The following is a 21,117-nucleotide window of genomic DNA, read 5'->3' as shown; positions in this document are numbered from 1 at the left end:
TAGGGCATTATGCGTTTAAGCAGTTTAAAACTTTCCGGCTTTAAATCTTTTGCAGATAGTACAACCTTAAATTTTAAGGCTAACCGCACAGCAGTGGTTGGTCCAAATGGTTGTGGCAAATCCAATGTAATCGATGCAATCCGCTGGGTGATGGGTGAGTCAAACGCTCGTCAGCTCCGTGGTGGTAGCATGCAAGATGTTATTTTTACGGGAACTTCCAAACGTAAACCCGTTGGTGTGGCCAGTGTTGAGCTACGCTTTGATAATACTTATGGAAAGTTGGGCGGATCGTATAATGCTTATAATGAGTTAGCTGTTCGCCGTCAGGTCACGCGTGAAGGTAAATCAGAATATTTCTTGAATGGTACACGTTGTCGCCGCCGTGATATTACCGATATTTTCTTGGGAACAGGCTTAGGACCACGCTCTTATGCGGTCATTGAGCAAGGCATGATTAACCGCTTGGTTGATGCCAAGCCTGAAGAAATGCGTGTGTTCATTGAGGAAGCCGCGGGTGTTTCTCGTTATCAGGCTCGTCGCCGTGAAACTTTGCAGCATCTTGAACATACAGAGCAAAACCTTTCACGCTTAGACGATATTGCACTAGAGTTAAAATCGCAGCTTAAAACGCTTAAGCGTCAGTCGGAAGCAGCGGTTCAATATAAAACTTTAGAAAGCCAGATTCGTACGCTTAAAATTGAAATTTTATCTTTTCAGGCAGAGAAAAGTGTACGCCTACAAGAAGAATATACCGTTCAAATGAATGAATTGGGTGAAACCTTTAAATTGGTTCGCTCAGAATTAAGCACGATTGAACATGATTTAGAAGCAACCAGTGCTTTGTTTCAGCGACTTATTCAGCAATCTTCACCGCTACAACAAGAATGGCAACAAGCTGAAAAGAAACTATCTGAGCTGAAAATGACTCTTGAACAAAAACAGAGTCTATACCAGCAAAATAGTACCACTCTCGTTCAGTTAGAGCAGCAAAGATTCCAAACTAAAGAACGTTTACAGCTTTCTGAATTGCAACTTGAAACACTGAATAATCAGCTAGAAGAACAAACAGAAGCTCTAACTGGTGTTGAGCATACAGCAACGGAGGCTGAACAAAACTTTGCTGATTTACAATCTCAGCAGAAACAAGCACAACAACAATTTGAGCAAGTAAAAGCTCAGGTTGAAAAACAACAGCAGCAAAAAATGCAGATGTCAGCTCAAATTGAACAGTTGGGTAAAAATGTTCAGCGCATTGAGCAGCAAAAAGAAACGCTGCAACATCAAGCAAACCAAATTCAATCGCATGTTCATGAAGATGATCGGGGCGAGCTTGAGCAACTGCAACAGAAATTACTTGGCGAAATCGCGTCGCTTGAAACTGAAATTGAGCAACAATTACTGCATTTAGAGCAATCTCAACAGCAACATCAATCAAGTAAAAATCAGCAGCAAACGCTGAAAACAGAAATCCAAGTTTTATTATCAGAGCAGAAAAACCTAAGCCAGCTTGTTGCAAAGCAAAGTCCAAAACAACATCAAGATACGCTACGTTTAATGCAGGCTCTAGAGTTAACAGAGCAAGGTAAACCACATGCGCAGATTGTTGAGAAGTTTTTAGCAAAATGGTTACAAGCTCATATTCTTGAGACTGAACAAGTCTTTCAAGAAGGAGTTGCTCGCCAGCTAAAACCTTCAGAGCAAACAAGTAAATTTAAAGGTAACTTGGCTTGTTTAAATGAGTGGATTGCATCGCCACAGCTATCAATCTTTTCAAATGTAGCGATTGCACAAGATTTGACTCAAGCTTTAAATGAGCAAAAGCAGTTGCAACATGGCCAGTCTGTTTTGACTTTAGATGGCTATCATGTCGGGCAGGATTGGGTGATTGCCCTTATGTATGATGACGAAAGTCAAAGTGCACAAGGTATGCTGAGCCACCGTATTCGTCTAGATGAAATTGAACAAGCTCTTGAAAAGCAACAGCCTCAATTACAAGCACTAGATGAAATTGTAGTTCAGCAAAAAGATGAATTAGCGCAATTACAGTCTGGTGTGCAGCACAAACAGCAAGTTGTGAAACAAAAGCAAAAAGACTTACAACAGCTTGATGTGCAAATTGCCAAGCAACAAACCGCAGCACAAGCATTTTTATTGCAAAAACAGCAATTAAAAGATCAACTTGGTCAGTTAGACATGCAGCTTGAAGAAGATGCAATGCAAAAAGATGATCTTGAAATTGATTTGCATGCATTAGCAATTAAGCTCGAAACCATTTTACCTGACTATAAAACTTTGCAATTTCGGGTAGAAGAATTAACGGAACAGTTAGACGAGCAGCAACAAGCCCTGCAACATCAGCAACAAGAACGTGAAATTTTACGCCGTAATAGCACGCAGACAACTCAACAGATTGAGTTGCTTGAAAAAGATATCTCATTCTTGCAAAGCCAATATCAGCAAATTAATGTTCAAATGGAACAAGCGAAAAAGTTTGTTGACCCTATTCAATTAGAGTTACCAAATCTTGAGTCAGAGTTTCAGCAACAATTTGCTCAAACTGAAAAGTTGCAAAAGAACTGGAATGAATGGCAGCTTGAACTCAATAGTGTGCAGGAAAAACAGCAGACTTTGACCGATCAGCGTCATCAATATCAACAAAAAGATGAGCAGCTTAGAGAACAACTTGAAGCGAAACGGTTGGCATGGCAAGCAGCCAAGTCAGATCGTGAGCATTATCAAGAGCAGCTTAAAGAGCTAAATGCCGAACTCCAAAAAGGCTTACAAATAGATTTAGCCGAGCACCAGCAAAAACTGGAAAAAGTACAGAAACATTTTGAAAAAATTGGAGCGGTTAACCTTGCCGCTTCACAAGAGTTTGAAGAAGTTTCTCAGCGTTTTGATGAGCTGAGTCACCAGATTCAAGATTTGGAAAATACGGTAACTCAATTAAAAGATGCGATGAAAAGCATTGACCAGGAAACCCGTAAGCTGTTTATGACAACTTTTGATCAAATCAATCAAGAGTTGCAAAACCTGTTTCCAAAGGTTTTTAATGGTGGTGAGGCGAGTTTAAGTCTTGAAGATGACTGGCAATCTGGTGTTAAACTGATGGCAAGGCCACCGGGTAAGAAAAATAGTTCTCTAGCATTACTTTCCGGTGGAGAAAAGGCTTTAACAGCGTTAGCATTAGTATTTGCGATTTTTAGATTAAATCCGGCACCGTTTTGTGTACTAGATGAAGTGGACGCACCACTTGATGATGCGAATGTTCAGAGATATTGTAATTTGGTAAAAGAACTTTCTGAACATGTACAATTCATTTACATTACACATAATAAGCTGGCGATGACCATGGCAACTGATTTGTTGGGTGTGACCATGCCTGAACCGGGTACATCAAAATTAGTCACTGTCGATTTAGAACAGGCAAAAGAATACGGGTTAGTTTCGGAGTCATAGAATGGAAATCAATACGATTATTGGCATCGTTGTTGCCATTATAATTATGCTAATTGGCTTAAAAATGATTTTAAAAAAGCCAAACCATGCTGAACCCTCATTAGACAGTGATTTGCATATTAATCCTGATAGTAATCAACCGGTTATACCTAGGCACGTGAGAGATCAGCTTGAGAAAACTGAAGCTGAATCTGTAGCGGTGACTAGTGCAGAGCGAGTAGAACCGACTTTAAGCGAAGCTCCTGAAACAAAACAGTCAGAAATTGAGACCGTAGAACCCGCTAAAGCAATTCAAACTGAAAAAACTCAAGCAGTTGTTGAAAACGCTTCTGTAAAAGAAATTAAATCTGAAGAAACAGTACCAAGCTCTGCCATTCATAAAGATGGTTCAGTTGAATTGGTTGATACAGTTTCTGTTAAACCGGAAGCTGAAGCTTTAGCAAAAGAAAATTTGGAAGCTGAAAGCGAAAAAACTGAGCCTGAGTTGAGTTTAAATCCGAATATTGAAACCGCCGAAATTGCTGAGTTTGAAGGCGAGAGTAATATTCTGGATGTGCATTTACATGAACAGCAACGTTATGATGATGAAAGTGCATTAGCGATGGCTGAACAGATTATTGCGCTAAATGTTTATCCAAACCCTCGTCGTGCATTGTCTGGCGATAAAGCGCTTAAAGTGCTGTTGAAATATGGTTTACGCTACGGCGAAATGTCGTGCTTCCATCGTTATGAAAATACCGATGAGCCGAGTGTACTCATGTTCTCTGTATTGCGTATGACAGACAATGGACCAGCTGGTTTTGATCTTGAAACTCTATCTACTGAACAAGTTCAAGGGTTGGCATTTTTCCTTGCGCTTCCAAACAGTAAAGCCGTGACTGGTTTTGATATGATGGCGAGTATTGCAGGTTTAATTGCTCGCGAAATTGATGGCAAAGTTTACGATGAGAATAATCTTGAATTTACGCCACAGTTAAAAGAGCACTGGCGTCATCATGTGATTGATTATCGTCCGGCACAGGCGACCGCCTAGTTTTAATTTTTTACGTTCGTTGCGATAATTGCAACATATCTAGTCGCAGCTCAGGGTGGAGAAATTTCCACCCTTTTTTATGGTGAATAACATAATGGCAACAACTTCCGTGATCGAACAGATGCGTCAGCTTATTCAACTGATTGCAAAGCATAACCATGCCTACTATGTCATGGATCAGCCGACAATCTCGGACAGTGAATATGATCATTTATTTCACCAGTTAAAAGCTTTAGAAGAGCAATATCCTGACCTTGTTCAATCAGATTCACCAATTACAAAAGTAGGGGGGCAAGCACTCTCTAAATTTCAAAGTGTGACTCATGTAGTTCCGATGCTTTCTTTGGGGAACGTTTTTAATCAGGAAGACTTATTCGCATTTGCACGCCGTGTTGAAGAGCGTTTGCCTAATCAAAAAGTACAATACGAAGTCGAACTAAAACTTGATGGTCTTGCGATTTCTCTCTGGTATGAAAATGGTGTGTTAATACGTGGCGTTACACGTGGTGACGGAGAAACTGGTGAGGACATTACCCAGAACGTTAAAACGATTCGTAATTTGCCTAAAGTGTTACATTCAGATCACTTTGAAATTCCACGTTTGCTGGAAGTTCGTGGTGAAGTACTTATGCCAAAGTCCGGTTTTGAAAAACTCAATGTCGAACAAGAAGCCAAAGGCGATAAAACATTTGCAAACCCGCGTAATGCCGCAGCTGGTAGTTTAAGACAACTCGATCCTAATATTGCTGCGGCTCGACCTTTAGCATTTTATGCTTACGGCATCGCTCAATGTGAACCTAATCATGGCTTAACTACCATGCATGACAGTCTGCAATGGCTCACAAAACTTGGATTTGAAATTGCTGAACGTCAATATCTTTGTAATTCAATTCAAGAAGTACAGCAACGTTATGAGCAAATTCAGCAAGAACGTTCAGATTTACAAGTTGAAATTGATGGGATGGTTGTAAAGGTTGATGACTTAAAGCAACAACAACAACTTGGTTTTTTAAGTCGTGAACCACGTTGGGCAACTGCTTATAAATTCCCTGCACAAGCTGCATTAACTACAGTTGATCAGATTGACTGGCAAGTAGGGCGTACAGGTACTTTGACTCCTGTAGCGCGTTTAAACCCTGTATTTGTGGGAGGAGTTACAGTTTCCAATGTAACTTTACACAACATTGGTGAGATCCATCGCCTAGATGTACGTGTTGGTGACACGGTGAGTGTTTATCGTACAGGCGATGTTATTCCTAAAGTAGAAAAAGTTTGGCCAGAATTCCGTCCTGTTGATGCCGAAGTTGTACATTTACCTGAAAACTGTCCTGTTTGTGCCTCACCAGTGGTAATGCCAGAAGGGGAAGCTTTAGCACGTTGTTCTGGTGGACTGTATTGTGCTGCACAGCGTATTGAAGCGATTCGTCACTTCGTATCACGTAAAGCTCTAGATATTGAAGGTCTAGGCGATCGTTGGGTAGAGTCTTTATTACACCTCGATTTGCTCAAAGATGTTGCCGATATTTATCATTTGCACGAACACCGAGAAACTTTACTCGGGATTGAAAAAATGGGCGAGAAATCGGTACAAAATCTGATTGATGCCATTGAAGCCAGTAAGAAGACAACGCTTGCGCGTTTTATTTATGCTTTAGGAATTCGTGGGGTAGGTGAAACAACAGCTAGAATGTTAGCCAATACTTTCCAAACTTTGGAAGCGCTTAAAGCTGCTGATGTTGAAGCTTTAAAGAAAACACCAGATGTTGGTGATATTACTGCCGAGTGGATTGCTGACTTTTTCTTGGCACCGCACAACATTGAAGTGCTTGATCGCTTAATTGCCGCAGGAATTCATTGGGATGCACCGACTGCACCAACACGACAGCCATTAAATGGCGAAAGCTGGGTGTTAACAGGCACTTTAGAGCAAATGACCCGTGATCAGGCAACACAAATGCTACAAGCATTAGGTGCGCGTGTAAGCGGTAGTGTATCGAGTAAAACCAAATGTGTTGTTGCGGGTGAGAAGGCTGGTTCGAAATTAGAAAAAGCAGCAAAACTAGGTATTGCTGTTATGAATGAGACTGATTTCTTATCACTTATGGCGAGCTACGGGCAGACTTTAAGCGAATAGATCTACCGAAATAAGAACCATTGATTTTAGTTACAAATTTATAAATTGATGGTTTGAGCCATATTTTAACGCTTGTCTGAACTTATAAATTGGACAAGCGTTTCTTTTTGCAGAGGAAATTTAAATAACTTAAACTGCAAATGCGTATGTTTCTCATTTTAATTTGATAAAAATCATAAACTTAACCATTTTTTGTTTTGCAATCACTTTTAAGATTGCCCATAATAGTTCTCATACGATAGGAGATTTATTATGCGTGGCAATCCAGAAGTCATAGACTATTTAAATATGCTCATTGGCGGAGAATTGGCTGCCCGTGATCAATATCTAATCCATTCTCGTATGTATGAAGATTGGGGTTTAAATAAAATTTATGAACGTATTGATCATGAGATGCAAGAAGAAGCTTCTCATGCTGATGCGATCATTCGCCGTGTATTGTTTTTAGGTGCTAAACCAAACATGCACCGTGAAGATATCAATGTTGGTACAGACGTTGTATCTTGTTTAAAAGCTGATTTGGCGCTTGAATATCATGTTCGTGAAAAGTTAGCGACAGGTATCAAACTTTGCGAAGAGAAGGGCGATTACATTAGCCGTGATATGTTGCGTCAACAATTATCAGATACTGAAGAAGACCATACATACTGGTTAGAAAAGCAATTACGTTTAATTGAGTTGATTGGCTTACAAAACTATATTCAATCTCAAATTTAATGAAAGACCCAGCTAAGGCTGGGTTTTTTATTGGCTCATTTTAATAAAATGAAGTCTTAACTTAGATGTTGATTTTGTCAAATTGAACATATTCAAAGCCTTACTATATAAGGCTTTGGCAGTTACAAAAAAGTCAGAAAAATTGTATCACACCACCTGTTTTTTTTATGAAATTGTTTATAATTTCGCCAACAAAACCCTTGCCTAGAAATTTAATGAGGCAAGGGTTTTTCTATGGAAAATCGGTTGGTATGGATCGCCAATGATTTTATGGTGAGTTCGCAAAATATGTTATTTACCAAACCTGCTGTTTTAGATACAGCTACTCTCCTAAGCACACAGCGTCTTGCAACACGACTAAGCTTTTTTAGCTTAGGTTTTGCGACTGCAGCTTGGGCACCTCTTATTCCTTTTGCACAGCAGCGTTTAAACCTAAATCATGCCGATTTTGGTTTACTTTTGCTGTGTATGGGTATTGGTTCAATGATTGCTATGCCTGCGACTGGTGCTTTAGTAAAGCGCTGGGGATGTCGTCCGTTAATTGCTTTGGCATTGATGCTGTTAATGGTTTTATTGCCTAGCCTTACGATGTGGAGCAGCATTGTGAAGATGGCTGTAGCATTGTTTATTTTTGGATCGGCAGCAGGATGTCTTGGAGTAGCTGTCAATTTACAAGCAGTAGTTGTTGAAAAACATAGTGTGAGAGCTCTTATGTCTAGCTTCCATGGAATGTGCAGTCTTGGTGGCTTAACAGGCGCTATGCTTGTGACAGCATTATTGGCAGTAGGTCTTTCACCCTTAATGAGTACTTTATCAGTCGTTATGATTTTGCTTGTTATTGGTGGTGTTGCGATTCCATCTTGTTTAACGTCTTTTGAACAGGACGAAAAGCCACATGAAGATACCACTCAAGCACCTAAAAAATTTTATCGTCCTGATGGCATTATTCTGCTTATTGGTATGATGTGTTTTATTGCCTTTTTATCAGAAGGTGCAGCAATGGATTGGGGTGGTATTTATTTAACAAGTAAATATCAGCTTAACCCTGCTTTTGCTGGTTTAGCTTACACTTTCTTTGCACTTAGCATGACCACTGGTCGTTTTGCGGGTCATATCTTGCTTAAGCAATGGGGTGAAAAAAATATTGTGACTTATAGTGCAATTGGAGCCGCTATTGGTATGGCTGTTATTGTAACGGCACCAGTGTGGCAAGTGGTTGTATTGGGTTATGCACTGTTAGGATTAGGTTGTTCTAATATTGTACCAGTGATGTTTTCTCGTGTTGGTCGACAAAACAATATGCCTAAAGCAGCAGCACTTTCTTTAGTATCAACAATTGCCTATACCGGTTCATTAAGTGGACCAGCTTTAATCGGTTTAATTGGGGAATGGACTGGTTTAAGTACAGTTTTAACAGGCGTCGCTGTATTACTATTTATTATTGCTTTACTTAACCGCTTTACATTAGTAAAGACAAATTAATTTATAAATAATAATCACCAAATAGCGAACATCGAGAAATTGAATTTCTCGATGTTCTTTTATACAGATTTATAAAACCTGATAAATAGATTGATAATTATCTTGTAATAATCGCTGAGGCTTCATTAGTAAAGTTGGTGTCTTTTCTAAATCATCCAAGAAATTATTTCGCCAATTGGTAAGATCAGATGATGTTAATCCCTTTATCAATTGTTGATAACGATTAATACGCTCAGCTTTAGACATTTCTAAAGCCATTTTTAAAGTATCCATCATTGCCGCTCTATCTTGTGGGTCAACAATCAAGGCTTGAGACATCTGCTCAGCAGCACCAGCATATTTAGATAAAATGAGCACACCTGGATTTTCTGGGTCTTGAGCCGCAATATATTCTTTAGCTACTAGATTCATCCCATCACGTAGTGAACTGATCCAACAAATATCTGAATGACGATAAATGTGCATGAGATTATGGTGTTGTACCGTGTCATAGCAGCAATCTACAGGTCTCCAGTCTTCATGCGCAAACTCTTCGTTAATTAACTCCAGCTTGGTTTTAAAACGTTGATATAAGCGTTGATAAGCTGGAATATCGGTACGAGAAGGGATCGCCACTTGAAGATGTCGAACTAAGCCATGATATTCAGGGCTGGTTTCCAAAAAGGTTGCAAATGCATTAAATCTTTCGAGTAAACCTTTTGAATAATCAATACGATCAACTCCAATAATAGTTTTTTGACGTGGTATTTCTTCAAAATTAAACACCGAAGAGGTCGCCAAATCTTGCTGGGCTTGTTTTTGTATAAGTTCAGGCTGAACACCAATTGGGTATGATTTAATTAATATTTGACGTTTTTTATAGCTAATACTGTTGCTTTGAATTTTTTGAGCTTCGAGTAAATTCAGACAAGTCTGCATGCAGGCATTTTGGTCAATCTGAGTTTGTAAGCCAATAACATCATATTGGCTCAAGTCTTGAATTAACTCACGGGCTACCGGAATTTTGTGCCAGATATTCAGACTGGCAAAAGGAATATGTAAGAAGAAACCAATTTTGTTTTGCATGCCTAATTCACGGCAATAGCGAGCCACACTAAAAAAGTGGTAATCGTGCACCCAAATAAGATCTTCAGGCTGAGCAAGCTCTTTTAGCTTTTGAGCAAATAAGCGATTAACCTTTTGATAGGTATTATATTCTTCTGCATCATATTCAATTAGATCATCTCTATGATGCATTGCTGGCCATAAAACTTTGTTAGCGAAACCACAATAATATTGGGCATATTGCTGATGAGTGAGAGGGCAGGTAATGTAGTCAATTCCTTGAGAATAAGCCTGCGCAAATTCTGGCGCTTCGCTATCGGTAATTTGCTGCCCATTCCAGCCTAACCAGATGCCGTTACTATCATTTAGTGCATCTTGTACAGCTACAGCAAGACCACCTGCTGAAGCTTTACCCGATGGCATACTTATTCTGTTCGATAATACGATTAATTTAGACATAATTTTTCTCCATTCTGATTTTGGCTATTTTTGACATATAAGCTTTTTATTCTGTTTTGAAATAAAAGAAGAAAATCCGCGACATTATCAATATCTTTTAATCTATATTTTGCTTGTGTTTCACCCGGACCTACTTTAATACTAAGGCCAGATTGCTGATTAATGTAAGTGAAACCAGATTCATCTGTTAAATCATCACCTATAAAAATAGGTAATACAGCAGGTAAATCAAGATGATTTAATATAGTTTTAATTGCTCTACCTTTATCAGCTTGGTTTGGAATTAATTCAACAACAAATTTCCCTCTATTTATTTTTAATTGAGGATAATTTAAATTAATTCTTTGCATAATATTAATGGCATTATTTTCTAAATTAGGATTTTTACGATAATGTAAGGCAATAGAATATCCTTTATCTTCAATTAATAATTCAGGATGTTTATCACAATTTTTGGTAATATCTTGTTTTAATTTTTTGAAATTAATACTGCTTAAATCTGGTCGAATATAATTTCCTGAATCAAAATAAATATCTAAACCATGTAAACCAGCAATTGGAACTTCAATAGGATGTAGTAGTTTGCTTGCTGTATCTACATCACGACCTGTTACAGCAATAACAGGTATATTTAATTTAGTAATTTTTTTTATAACGTCTAAGGTAGTTTGTGGAATAAAACTATGCTCAGGATTAATTTGAAAGGGTGCTAATGTACCATCAATATCCAAAAATAAGCAGTAATTTTTATCTAAAGATAAGTTGTTTATAATATCATTGGGTGTAACAAAAGATGTATTTTTTTCTCTCCCATCAGATATTGTGCTTTGACTGTTCATATTAGCCTTCCTAATACTTTTTGATCAATAATTAATCTTCTAGCATTAAAATGAATTGGTGAGTCATTTTTTTTAATAAAAAAACATAAGTATTAACATTAATTACATTGCATAATGGATTTATAGGCGAAGTGTGGAGTATGTTGTTTTTTGATTGGCTTCAATGTTTAGATAATTAATTTTTTGTATGTTTACTATGAATAATGCGGGTCTTATTTATCAATATATTTCAGAATATTATCACATTATAAATGCTTAATTTTATGCTCTAAAATTTAATTTTTATATTGATTTTAAAAGATATTTTAAATCGATATTATTATATAATCCTTATAAAATTGGCTTTGAGCAGGCATATGAAGTTACAAAATAAAATTTTATTAATTACAGGTTGGGGAGTAGGAGTGGAGCCTTTGCAGTCCCTTAAATTGCAATTGGAAAAAGCTGGCTATCAAACACAACTTATTAATATTTTTAATATTTTAGATGGTAAGTATCGTGCCCAGCTTGATTTAGTTGCTGAGGTTGATGTAGTAATAGGTTGGTCTTTAGGTGGACAGTTAGCAACTCAACTGGTTAATACTTTTTATGAACAAACAGGGCAAACTAAAACTTTAATTACGCTCGCTTCAAATCCTTGTTTTGTTACCAACGATAATTGGCAGACTGCTATGCCTGCTGATGTGTTTAGTCAATTTAAGACTTCTTTTTTACAAAACCCGCAAGCCACTTTAAAGCGTTTTTATTATTTAATTACACTCGGTTCCTCTCAGGCTAAACAAGATTGGATAAGCATGCAAAACATAGCAAATCCGCCTTCAAGTGAATTGCTATCAGAAGGTTTGCAAATGCTTGAGCAACTAAATTTGGTAAATAACTTAAAAAACTATCTAGGTCCGCAGCTTCATGTATTTGCCGAGCAAGATAATGTCATTCCTTACAAAATTAGTGAAAATTTCAAGGATATCGCGACAGAAAACATGAGTTATAAAGTATTAGAAGGCGCTACTCATGCTTTTCCATACCTAGAAGTAGATCGAACAATTGAAGAAATCTGCCAATTTTTAACAATTCATCAGCAAAGTTAATAAGCTTTGGTTGATCTCGCAATTTTCTTTCATTCTTAACAGGTTTAACATGTGCTAAATGAAAGATTTAATTGCTGTAAAAGGGTATAGAGGATGACCGATAATTTTGATTTGGAACATATTTGGCATCCATATACCTCAATGACCCAACCTTTACCAACGTTTAAAGTTAAACGTGCCTATGGGGCAACGATTGAACTAGATGATGGTAAGACTTTAATTGATGGTATGTCGTCATGGTGGTGTGCAATTCACGGCTATAACCACCCTGAACTCAATCAGGCAGTGACAGATCAATTACAAAACATGTCACATATCATGTTTGGTGGTTTAACTCACGATCCTGCAATTGAACTTGGAAAAATTCTTTTAAAAATTACGCCGCCAAGTCTCGATAAAATTTTCTATGCAGATTCAGGTTCGGTAGCCGTTGAAGTTGCTTTGAAAATGGCTGTGCAATTCTGGACAGCACAAGGCCAACCACAAAAAACAAATTTTATTACTACACGTTCCGGTTATCACGGTGATACATGGAATGCGATGTCTGTTTGTGATCCTGTTACAGGTATGCATCAGATTTTTGGTACAAGTTTACCGAACCGTCTTTTTGTAGCAGCTCCGCAAACCAAATTTCATGAAGAGTGGAACCAAGAAGATATTGCTGAGCTAGAACAAGCTATTAAGCAAAATCATGAAAACCTTGCTGCACTGATTATTGAGCCGATTGTTCAAGGTGCAGGGGGGATGCGTTTTTATCATCCTGAATATTTACGTCAGGCGAAAGCACTTTGTGAACAATATAATCTGTTATTAATTTTTGATGAAATTGCGACTGGTTTTGGTCGTACGGGTAAGCTTTTTGCTTGGGAACATGCACAAGTTGAGCCAGACATTATGTGTATAGGTAAAGGACTAACAGGCGGCTACATGACGTTATCTGCTACCTTAACGACAAAGCATGTTGCAGAAACCATTAGTCGCGGTGAGGCTGGGGTATTTATGCACGGCCCAACTTTTATGGCCAATCCACTTGCTTGCGCGGTCGCTTTAAAAAGTACCCAATTATTAATTGAGCAAGATTGGCAGGCCAATATTGAGCGTATTGAGCAACAGCTTAGCCAATATTTAAAGCCTTTAAGTCAGCTTGATTATGTTGCCGATGTGCGAGTGCTGGGGGCAATTGGTGTAGTAGAACTCACCTTTAATGTTGATATGAAAACCTTACAGCAACAATTTGTAGACCGCGGAATCTGGATCCGTCCTTTTGGAAAATTGGTTTATGTGATGCCACCGTATGTCATCACGCATCAAGAGTTAAGCGATTTGCTCGAACAATTGGTTGAAGTTGTTCAAACGATGCAGGGAGCGAATTAAGATGTCATTGCTTGATCATTTTTCTGCCGAATTAGATGAGTTAAAGCAACAAGGTAACTTTAGACAATTTACCCAAAATGTGCAGCACGGACGTTTTATTACGATTCAAAATAAAACGATGCTCAACTTAGCTTCAAATGACTATCTTGGGTTGGCGGCTGATATCAATCTTCGTCAAGAGTTTTTAGATAGCTTTCCAATCGAGCGTAGCTATTTTAGTTCTTCATCTTCACGTCTATTAACGGGCAATTTTGACGAATATGAACAATTAGAAAATAGCCTAAGCCAAGCGTTTGGTGGTCGGGCGGCACTATTATTTAATAGTGGCTACCATATGAATATTGGTATTTTGCCAGCTATTGCTGATAGTAAAACTTTAATATTGGCGGATAAGTTAGTTCATGCCAGTATGATTGACGGGATCCGTTTATCTGGCGCTCAGTATGTGCGTTATCGACATAACGATTTACAACACTTGGAACAACTCCTCCAAAAATATCATGATGATGAAAAGATTGAACGAATCATTGTGGTCACAGAAAGTATTTTTAGTATGGACGGTGATGAGACGGATTTAGCCGCTTTAGTTCAGCTAAAAAAACGGTTTGCTAAAACTATGTTATATGTTGATGAAGCGCATTCAATTGGCGTTCGTGGTCAGCAAGGCTTAGGATGTGCTGAACAATATAATGTCATTCAGGAAATTGATTTTCTGGTTGGTACATTAGGTAAAGCATTAGCGGCGGTCGGTGGTTACATTATTTGCGATCCAATTATTAAAGATTATCTCATTAATAAAATGCGCCCACTTATTTTTAGTACTGCACAGCCTCCGATTGTTATGGCATGGGCAAACTTTATTTTTCAAAAAGTATTACTCGCTCAATCTCAACGTGAACACTTAAAAAATATTAGCCAATATCTTCAACAAGCTGTTGTGCAAAAGGGCTACGATAGCCCATCGACCAGCCATATCATTCCAGTCATTGTTGGAGAAAGTCAGGCTGCTATCACTAAAGCAATGCAGGTTCAGGCAAGTGGTTTTTATGCCATGCCTGTGCGTCCACCAACAGTACCTAAAAACAGTTCGCGTTTGCGTATTTCTTTAACGTCAATGGTGCAGCAATATGAACTTGAAGAATTGGTGAGTTTTCTGTGAGTTTCAATAAAAACTTGGTTGCCCAGCGTTTTGCCAAAGCAGGGCAAAGCTATTCAGAGCATGCAATTGTTCAAAAACAGATTTGCCAAAATTTAACAGGTTTAGTTCAGCAGTTCTGCCCGACTACGATGTCGCGTGTCTTTGAAATTGGTTGTGGTTCTGGCAATTTAACTCGTCTTCTTGCTACATCTTTTCAGTTTGAAGAGTTAATTTTGAATGATCTATATGCAGATGTGCAGCAGCACTTTAGTCATCAAGAAAATTTAAAATGGTTGATTGGGGATATTGAAACTTTAGATTTCCCTCAGCAGCTGGATATGATTGTTTCAGGTTCAGCTTTACAGTGGATGCAAGATTTACCGCATTTGCTCGAACGTTGTAATGAGGCTTTAACTGAGCGAGGTTGGTTATGCTTTTCAACATTCGGTTCTAAAAACTTATTAGAGATTAAAGAATTAACAGGACAGGGTTTAAGTTACTGGTCAGTTGAAAATTGGAGTAGTGCCTTAACTCAGGCTGGTTTTGAGATTTTGCATTTGTCAGAATCAGAAACTCAACTCTATTTCGATTCACCTAAAGCTGTGTTGCAACATTTAAAAGCAACAGGTGTAACCGCAACGGCTCAGCATCGTTGGACTAAACAAACTTTACAACAGTTTTATCAAGATTATGATCGGTTTAAGTATGCTGAAGGATATTCCCTAACATATCATCCGATTTATTGTATTGCCCGGAGAATGAAGTAAATGAGTGGCCAGATCTATTTTGTGAGTGGGATTGATACCGAAATTGGTAAAACCTACGCGACAGGCTTCTTAGCAAAATTATGGACTGAGCAGGGTAAAAAAGTGATTACCCAAAAACTCATTCAAACAGGTAACGCTGATATTTCTGAGGATATTGAAAAGCATCGTGAAATTATGGGGCAGGGCTGGTTCCAAGAAGATCATGACAAGCTAACCATGCCTGAAATCTTTAGTTATCCTGCTTCACCTCATCTTGCAACACGTCTTGATAACCGAGAAATTGATTTTCAAAAAATTGAAGATGCGACCCAAACATTGGCTGAGCGTTTTGAAATCGTATTGTTGGAAGGTGCGGGAGGTTTAATGGTGCCATTAACCACCAGTCTGCTTACCATTGATTATGTCGCTCAGCATCAGTTTCCCGTTATTTTAGTAACATCTGGTCGTTTAGGAAGTATTAACCATACTTTGCTTAGTCTTGAAGCACTTAAGTCTCGTGGGCTGAAGTTGCATGCCTTGGTTTATAATCTAAAAGATGAATCAAAAGATCCATTAATTTCTCAAGATACTTCAAATTATTTGAAAGATTACTTAGCTATTCATTTCCCCGAAGCTGAATGGATTGAACTGGCAAAAATGAATTAAGTTAAACGGCTATAAAAAACCGCTCAAATTTGAGCGGTTTTTTTTACATCTTTTTAATATCTTAGAATTTCTTCGAACCGCGGTTAAAACCAGTCGATTTACGTTGGTTCCCTGTGTTAACAGGAGCTTCTTTTTCATCATCACGACGTTGTTGACGTAAGTAACCGCCACGACGCGCAGCCATTGGTTTTTCAGTCATACGATCAGTACGGCGTTTTGCCATACCAAATAAGCCTGTACCTTGACGTGGTTTTAACTCAACCGATTTAGCTAAGTTGTCGATGTCAGTTTTGTCGAGTTCCATCCAACGACCAGTACGTAATTCGCGCGGTAAAATAACTGTGCCGTAGCGTGTACGTAATAAACGGCTTACTTTAAGATCTTGCGATTCAAAAATACGACGTACTTCGCGGTTACGACCTTCTTTTACTACAACTTGGTACCAGCGGTTAATACCTTCACCACCAATTTCAGAGAATGATTCGAATTTGGCAGGGCCATCTTCGAGCTCTACTCCGTTGACCATGTTTTGGCGTAGTTTTGGCGTTACTTCACCCATTACTCGAACAGCATATTCACGTTCGATTTCATTAGATGGGTGCATTAAGCGGTTAGCAAGTTCACCATCATTTGTGAATAGTAATAAACCAGTACTGTTAATATCCAGACGACCTACCATTACCCAGCGGTCATTGGCAATTTGTGGTAAATGATCAAATACGGTTGGGCGTTTTTCAGGATCATTACGTGAACAGATTTCACCCTCAGGTTTGTAATAAATCAGTACGCGACGACGAATTTCGTCTTCAATCTGAAACTGAACTTTACGGCCATCAATGCGTAATTCATCGCCTGGTTCAATGCGCTCACCCACTTGGGCAACACGACCGTTTACACTCACGCGTCCTGCGGCAATAACCTCTTCCATATATCGGCGGGAACCTAATCCGATTCGCGCTAATACTTTTTGCAATTTTTCACTCATGACAGCACAACCTTAGACATAATGATCAACAGTCCACCTCTTTATGATTTCGGTGCATTTGCATCGAGAGCCATAAAGGCTTCCTTGGCGTTCTGTAGGGGAGGCAATTGGCCTAGAGAGGCTAGACCAAAAGCATTCAGAAACTGAGGCGTTGTAATTAGCAACGCAGGTCTTCCGGGTAAATCTCTAAAACCGGCTTCTTTAATCCAGTTCCAGTCAAATAGTGTTCTAAGAATCTGACTATTATTAGATACACCACGAATTTGTTCAATATCAGCTCGGGTAACCGGTTGATGATAAGCAATGACAGCCAGGGTTTCTAGTAATGAAGGCGACAGTTTTGTTGGTCGCTCTGGCCAAATTTGCGCAATAATACTACGATATTTAGATCTTACCTGAAAGCGAAACCCTTGTGCTGTTTCAATCAGCTCAATAGATCGACCATGTTGTAATAGCGCGAGCTGTTGCAAGAGCTGACGAAGCTGTTGTTTATTATATTGATTGTTAAATGCTTCTTTTAAGCGGGCAATTGAAACAGGCGCTTCACTGGCAAAGATAATTGCTTCAAGTTGTAATAAGACTTCATGATGTATGTCAGCTAATGACAAATCACTATTATTTTGTTCAAAACTACTCATATTGAAGATCCTTGAATTGCTAACGGGGCTTCAATACCAGTGGCAATAATTTTAATTTTCTGTTGGCGAGTCAATTCTAAAACTGCCATAAATGTAACAACCATTCCCATACGACCTTGCTGGGGATTGAGTAATTCTTTAAAACTTAACACGTCACCAGACTCTAATTTCTCTTCAATATATGCAATACGTTCTTCGAGTAAAACAGGTTCTTGAGCGACAACATGGGTAATAGGTTCGGGGCGATTAAATACACAGAACAACGCATCATGTAGCGCTGAGATATCGTAACCTTCATAAACAGGAGAGATATGTCCCAAGCTTACATTGGCACTAAATGTATCGCGCTCAAGAATTGGCATTTGACCTAAACGCTCAGCTGCTTGCTTAATGCGTAGATAGGTTTCAAGACGATCAATAAGCTCCTGCTTAGGATCTTTTTCAATACTTATAATGGTAGGTTTTGGTAGAAGTAGGCGAGACTTCAAGTCAGCCAATAAAGCAGCCATCACCATATAATCTGCTGTCAACTCGATATTTAAAGATTTCATGCTATCCATATAGGCCAAATATTGAGTCGCTATAGGAGCAATATCGAGTTGAATTAAATCGAAACCGTTTTTCTGAATCAGATAAATTAAAAAATCTAATGGACCTTCAAACCGCTCGAGCAAAATCTCAAATGCAGCTGGAGGTATATAGAGATCTTCTGGAATTTTGTCATGCCACTCATCTAAAACACGGATGTGTGGAGCGTCTTCCATGGATTGATGAAGTGATTGATTCATTACGATTATAAGCCACGCGAATTTTCAAAAGCATGAGACTTGTTATTCAAGTCCTAGACAGCTGTAAGTAGAAGAACAGCAGATAGTGAAAATCATTCTAAATGAATTGTGTCTTTTAATAAATTACTTAACGACTAAAGTGTAAAAAAAATCCAAAATAAATAAAGAGTATTTTTTTGAGTGATAATACTTTTTTTTAAACTATTGGTAAAAAAGTAAGTGCTTATTCAAAAGCACTTACATCGCCCACACCACGGCGGATAATTTCAGGATGTTCGCCCGATAAATCAACGATACTTGTACTGGTCAAGGTACCAAAACCACCGTCAATAAATACATCAATTCGTTTATCTAACTGATTTTCAATATCATAAGGGTCATCTAGAGGGTCTTCTTGACCCGGTAAAATTAATGTACTGGTGAGTAGGGGCTCGCCAAGTTCTTGTAATAAAGCCTGACAAATCGGGTTGCTTGGAATACGTAAACCAATCGTTTTCTTTTTAGGGTGCATCAATCTACGAGGAACTTCACTTGTTGCAGGTAAAATGAACGTAGTAATAGCTGGTGTGTTCGCTTTCAATAAACGATATGTCGCATTATCAACTTTTGCATAAGTTGCAATATCAGATAAGTCACAGCACATAATGGCATATTGATGTTTAGGTCCTAAGCCACGAATCTGTGCAATACGTTCCATGGCATTTTTATTACCGATTTGACACCCAATTGCATAGGCAGCATCGGTAGGGTAGACCACAACATCTCCTGCTCGGATACGTTCAACCGCTTGGGCAATGAGGCGTTGCTGTGGATTTTCAGGATGTACATGTAAATGCATCATATTTTAGAGACTCCATCACGCCAGTGTTAAAAATAATTATTAGGCTTTTTAAATGGCCTAGGCAAGTAATTAACGTAGCTTTTTTGTCAATTAATCAAGGAGTTCACGTTTAAATTCATTTAATTGTAAAGGTGTACCCGAACGTGTACATTGGCAAATAAAACCAATAAATGCTGCTGCATCACGTGGCAACTTAGCTTCACCCGAAAAGTAACGTTGCACTTGAGTATAAACGTTATCTTTAAATAGTTTGCCATCACCGCTATCACCTGTAAGGTTATCGAGTGAAACTCTAAATTTTCGGCCAAAAGATTGCGCAAATAACCATTCAATTGCTTGTGGCTTAATTTCTACTTGTTCAAATAAACTTTGCTGTTCTTGGGTGCGACCATCAGGTGCATACCAATAACCTAAATCTGGTAATAGACGTCTTTTTTCACCAGCAATAGTCCAGTGACTAATTTCATGCAAAGCACTATTAAAGAAACCGTGAGCAAATTGGATCTTGGCTGGTTCTTTATTTGTCGCTGGGAAATATTCAGGTTCAAAATCACCACGAACTAATGTCACATTATGGTGGGAAAACCAGTGATTAAAGTGTAAAATAAGCCAATCAACTTGCTCAGACTCCGATTTTGAGCTTGACCATGGTGAGAGTTGCACTAGGTCAGGTACAAGAGTGTTCTGATGAGTTGAATGGGTGCAAACGAGTAATGAAGTGTTAACTTCAGGTTGCGGCTGCAACAGGTGCATTGCTTAATTTACCCCGAGTTCTGTCTAAAGAAGTGCAAAATTGTATCTTAATCTTTGACAGAGTACCGATGAATTTGTAGAATTGCCGCCTTAATTATGTCAGCAAATACCTTTCCGGCACAGATTGAGCCGTTTAAATGGGCTGAACAAGGCTTTACATGGTCAGGTCAACTGCCCTTGTCTCGCTTTGCTCGTATCGCTCGTGAAGCTGTTGGATCAATTGATAACCAATTGATCAACATAGACTGTAAGCTATCAATGGATGCATATCATCGCATTGTGTGGATGGACGGTCACATGGACACGAAAGTTCCAATGGAGTGCCAACGTTGTTTGGAACCTGTTGAAATGCCTCTTGTCTTAGACTTCCATATTGCATTAGTGGATGATGAGTCACTGATAGAGCGCTTGGATGAGGATGCTGATTTCATCGTTTTAGGTGAAAGTGAGTCTTCGACGAAAGGCGATTATGATACGCCTGCCTCGATTAACTTACTCGCATTACTAGAAGATGAACTGTTATTGTTGATGCCTTTATCTCCCAAGCATGATGCTTGTGAACATAAACATCAACCTACCATTCAGAATGTTGTCGAAGAAAAACGGGATAATCCGTTTGATGTTTTGGCAGGTTTGAAGGGTAAACTTAACTCATAATTTGTGTTATAATTATGAGATAAGACAACTGAATTTGTTCTGATCCATTTTTTCGATCTTTGTAAGGAGCCATCATGGCCGTTCAGCAAAACCGTAAAAGTCGCTCTCGCCGTGACATGCGCCGTTCACATGACGCTTTAACCGAGAATGCATTAACAGTAGACCAAGCAACTGGTGAAACTCATCGTCGTCACCACGTGACTAAAGACGGTTTCTACCGTGGTCGTCAATTATTCGCTAAAGCAGCTGATGCTGAATAATTGCATGATATGCATT

General features: G+C 38.7%; 19 protein-coding genes. 12 read left to right on the top strand and 7 right to left on the bottom strand.

What is annotated here, in order from left to right:
• The first annotated feature begins 9 nt into the window (after nt 1–9).
• The 5 genes from smc to RMB06_RS00815 all read left to right on the top strand — a co-directional run bounded on the left by smc (nt 10) and on the right by RMB06_RS00815 (nt 8,825).
• A complete protein-coding gene (gene smc, locus RMB06_RS00835; RefSeq protein WP_311077847.1) occupies nt 10–3,459 on the top strand; it encodes a chromosome segregation protein SMC in 3,450 nt (1,149 codons plus the stop codon).
• A 1-nt stretch (nt 3,460) separates the two neighbouring features.
• Nucleotides 3,461–4,492, top strand: a complete 1,032-nt coding sequence (locus RMB06_RS00830) for a cell division protein ZipA C-terminal FtsZ-binding domain-containing protein (RefSeq protein ID WP_078225459.1) — start codon at nt 3,461–3,463, stop codon at nt 4,490–4,492.
• Between the two features lie 94 nt (nt 4,493–4,586).
• Complete coding sequence (gene ligA, locus RMB06_RS00825) at nt 4,587–6,626, top strand: NAD-dependent DNA ligase LigA (RefSeq protein ID WP_311077845.1); 2,040 nt, start codon at nt 4,587–4,589, stop codon at nt 6,624–6,626.
• A gap of 252 nt (nt 6,627–6,878) precedes the next feature.
• The gene (bfr, locus tag RMB06_RS00820) at nt 6,879–7,343 is read left to right on the top strand and encodes a bacterioferritin (protein WP_001214863.1); all 465 of its coding nucleotides are present in this window, start codon (nt 6,879–6,881) and stop codon (nt 7,341–7,343) included.
• 288 nt (nt 7,344–7,631) lie between these two features.
• Nucleotides 7,632–8,825, top strand: a complete 1,194-nt coding sequence (locus RMB06_RS00815; protein WP_311077893.1) for an MFS transporter — start codon at nt 7,632–7,634, stop codon at nt 8,823–8,825.
• 69 nt (nt 8,826–8,894) lie between these two features.
• Here RMB06_RS00815 and RMB06_RS00810 read toward each other — a convergent pair whose 3' ends face one another.
• Nucleotides 8,895–10,328, bottom strand: coding sequence for a trehalose-6-phosphate synthase (locus tag RMB06_RS00810; RefSeq protein WP_311077844.1), 1,434 nt, complete (start codon nt 10,326–10,328; stop codon nt 8,895–8,897).
• Nucleotides 10,316–11,167 carry a trehalose-phosphatase gene (otsB, locus tag RMB06_RS00805; RefSeq protein WP_017481308.1) on the bottom strand — a complete coding sequence of 284 codons (852 nt, stop codon included), beginning with the start codon at nt 11,165–11,167 and terminating at the stop codon, nt 10,316–10,318. The genes RMB06_RS00810 and otsB overlap by 13 nt, the downstream gene beginning before the upstream one ends.
• 356 nt (nt 11,168–11,523) lie before the next feature.
• Here otsB and RMB06_RS00800 point away from each other — a divergent pair, with 356 nt between their 5' ends.
• From RMB06_RS00800 to bioD, 5 genes are all read left to right on the top strand, one after another.
• Nucleotides 11,524–12,255 carry an alpha/beta fold hydrolase gene (locus RMB06_RS00800; RefSeq protein ID WP_311077841.1) on the top strand — a complete coding sequence of 244 codons (732 nt, stop codon included), beginning with the start codon at nt 11,524–11,526 and terminating at the stop codon, nt 12,253–12,255.
• Between the two features lie 93 nt (nt 12,256–12,348).
• Nucleotides 12,349–13,629, top strand: coding sequence for an adenosylmethionine--8-amino-7-oxononanoate transaminase (gene bioA, locus RMB06_RS00795; RefSeq protein ID WP_311077839.1), 1,281 nt, complete (start codon nt 12,349–12,351; stop codon nt 13,627–13,629).
• Nucleotide 13,630: 1 nt separating this feature from the next.
• On the top strand, nt 13,631–14,788 hold the full coding sequence (locus RMB06_RS00790; RefSeq protein WP_311077837.1) for an 8-amino-7-oxononanoate synthase: 1,158 nt from the start codon (nt 13,631–13,633) through the stop codon (nt 14,786–14,788).
• Nucleotides 14,785–15,534: a malonyl-ACP O-methyltransferase BioC gene (bioC, locus tag RMB06_RS00785; protein WP_311077835.1), complete on the top strand. Its 750-nt coding sequence runs from the start codon at nt 14,785–14,787 to the stop codon at nt 15,532–15,534. The genes RMB06_RS00790 and bioC overlap by 4 nt, the downstream gene beginning before the upstream one ends.
• Nucleotides 15,535–16,179 carry a dethiobiotin synthase gene (gene bioD, locus RMB06_RS00780; protein ID WP_002120369.1) on the top strand — a complete coding sequence of 215 codons (645 nt, stop codon included), beginning with the start codon at nt 15,535–15,537 and terminating at the stop codon, nt 16,177–16,179.
• Between the two features lie 61 nt (nt 16,180–16,240).
• Here the strand turns inward: bioD and rluB are convergent, their stop codons facing one another.
• From rluB to RMB06_RS00755, 5 genes are all read right to left on the bottom strand, one after another.
• Complete coding sequence (rluB, locus tag RMB06_RS00775) at nt 16,241–17,164, bottom strand: 23S rRNA pseudouridine(2605) synthase RluB (RefSeq protein ID WP_002120431.1); 924 nt, start codon at nt 17,162–17,164, stop codon at nt 16,241–16,243.
• Between the two features lie 41 nt (nt 17,165–17,205).
• Nucleotides 17,206–17,802, bottom strand: coding sequence for an SMC-Scp complex subunit ScpB (gene scpB, locus RMB06_RS00770; RefSeq protein WP_002120355.1), 597 nt, complete (start codon nt 17,800–17,802; stop codon nt 17,206–17,208).
• On the bottom strand, nt 17,799–18,590 hold the full coding sequence (locus RMB06_RS00765; protein ID WP_017387236.1) for a ScpA family protein: 792 nt from the start codon (nt 18,588–18,590) through the stop codon (nt 17,799–17,801). Before RMB06_RS00765 ends, scpB begins: the two co-directional genes overlap by 4 nt.
• A gap of 223 nt (nt 18,591–18,813) precedes the next feature.
• A complete protein-coding gene (locus tag RMB06_RS00760) occupies nt 18,814–19,431 on the bottom strand; it encodes an L-threonylcarbamoyladenylate synthase (protein ID WP_002120255.1) in 618 nt (205 codons plus the stop codon).
• Between the two features lie 90 nt (nt 19,432–19,521).
• A complete protein-coding gene (locus RMB06_RS00755; protein ID WP_069035938.1) occupies nt 19,522–20,184 on the bottom strand; it encodes an elongation factor P hydroxylase in 663 nt (220 codons plus the stop codon).
• Nucleotides 20,185–20,280: 96 nt separating this feature from the next.
• On the opposite strand from RMB06_RS00755, the gene RMB06_RS00750 reads away from it, so the two are divergent.
• Complete coding sequence (locus tag RMB06_RS00750) at nt 20,281–20,841, top strand: DUF177 domain-containing protein (RefSeq protein WP_002120393.1); 561 nt, start codon at nt 20,281–20,283, stop codon at nt 20,839–20,841.
• A gap of 74 nt (nt 20,842–20,915) precedes the next feature.
• Complete coding sequence (rpmF, locus tag RMB06_RS00745) at nt 20,916–21,101, top strand: 50S ribosomal protein L32 (RefSeq protein ID WP_000290730.1); 186 nt, start codon at nt 20,916–20,918, stop codon at nt 21,099–21,101.
• Nucleotides 21,102–21,117 lie beyond the last annotated feature (16 nt).

Source organism: Acinetobacter sp. V104_13, assembly GCF_031798995.1.
GTDB lineage: Bacteria > Pseudomonadota > Gammaproteobacteria > Pseudomonadales > Moraxellaceae > Acinetobacter > Acinetobacter pittii.
This window is presented reverse-complemented; position numbering and strand designations above follow the sequence as displayed.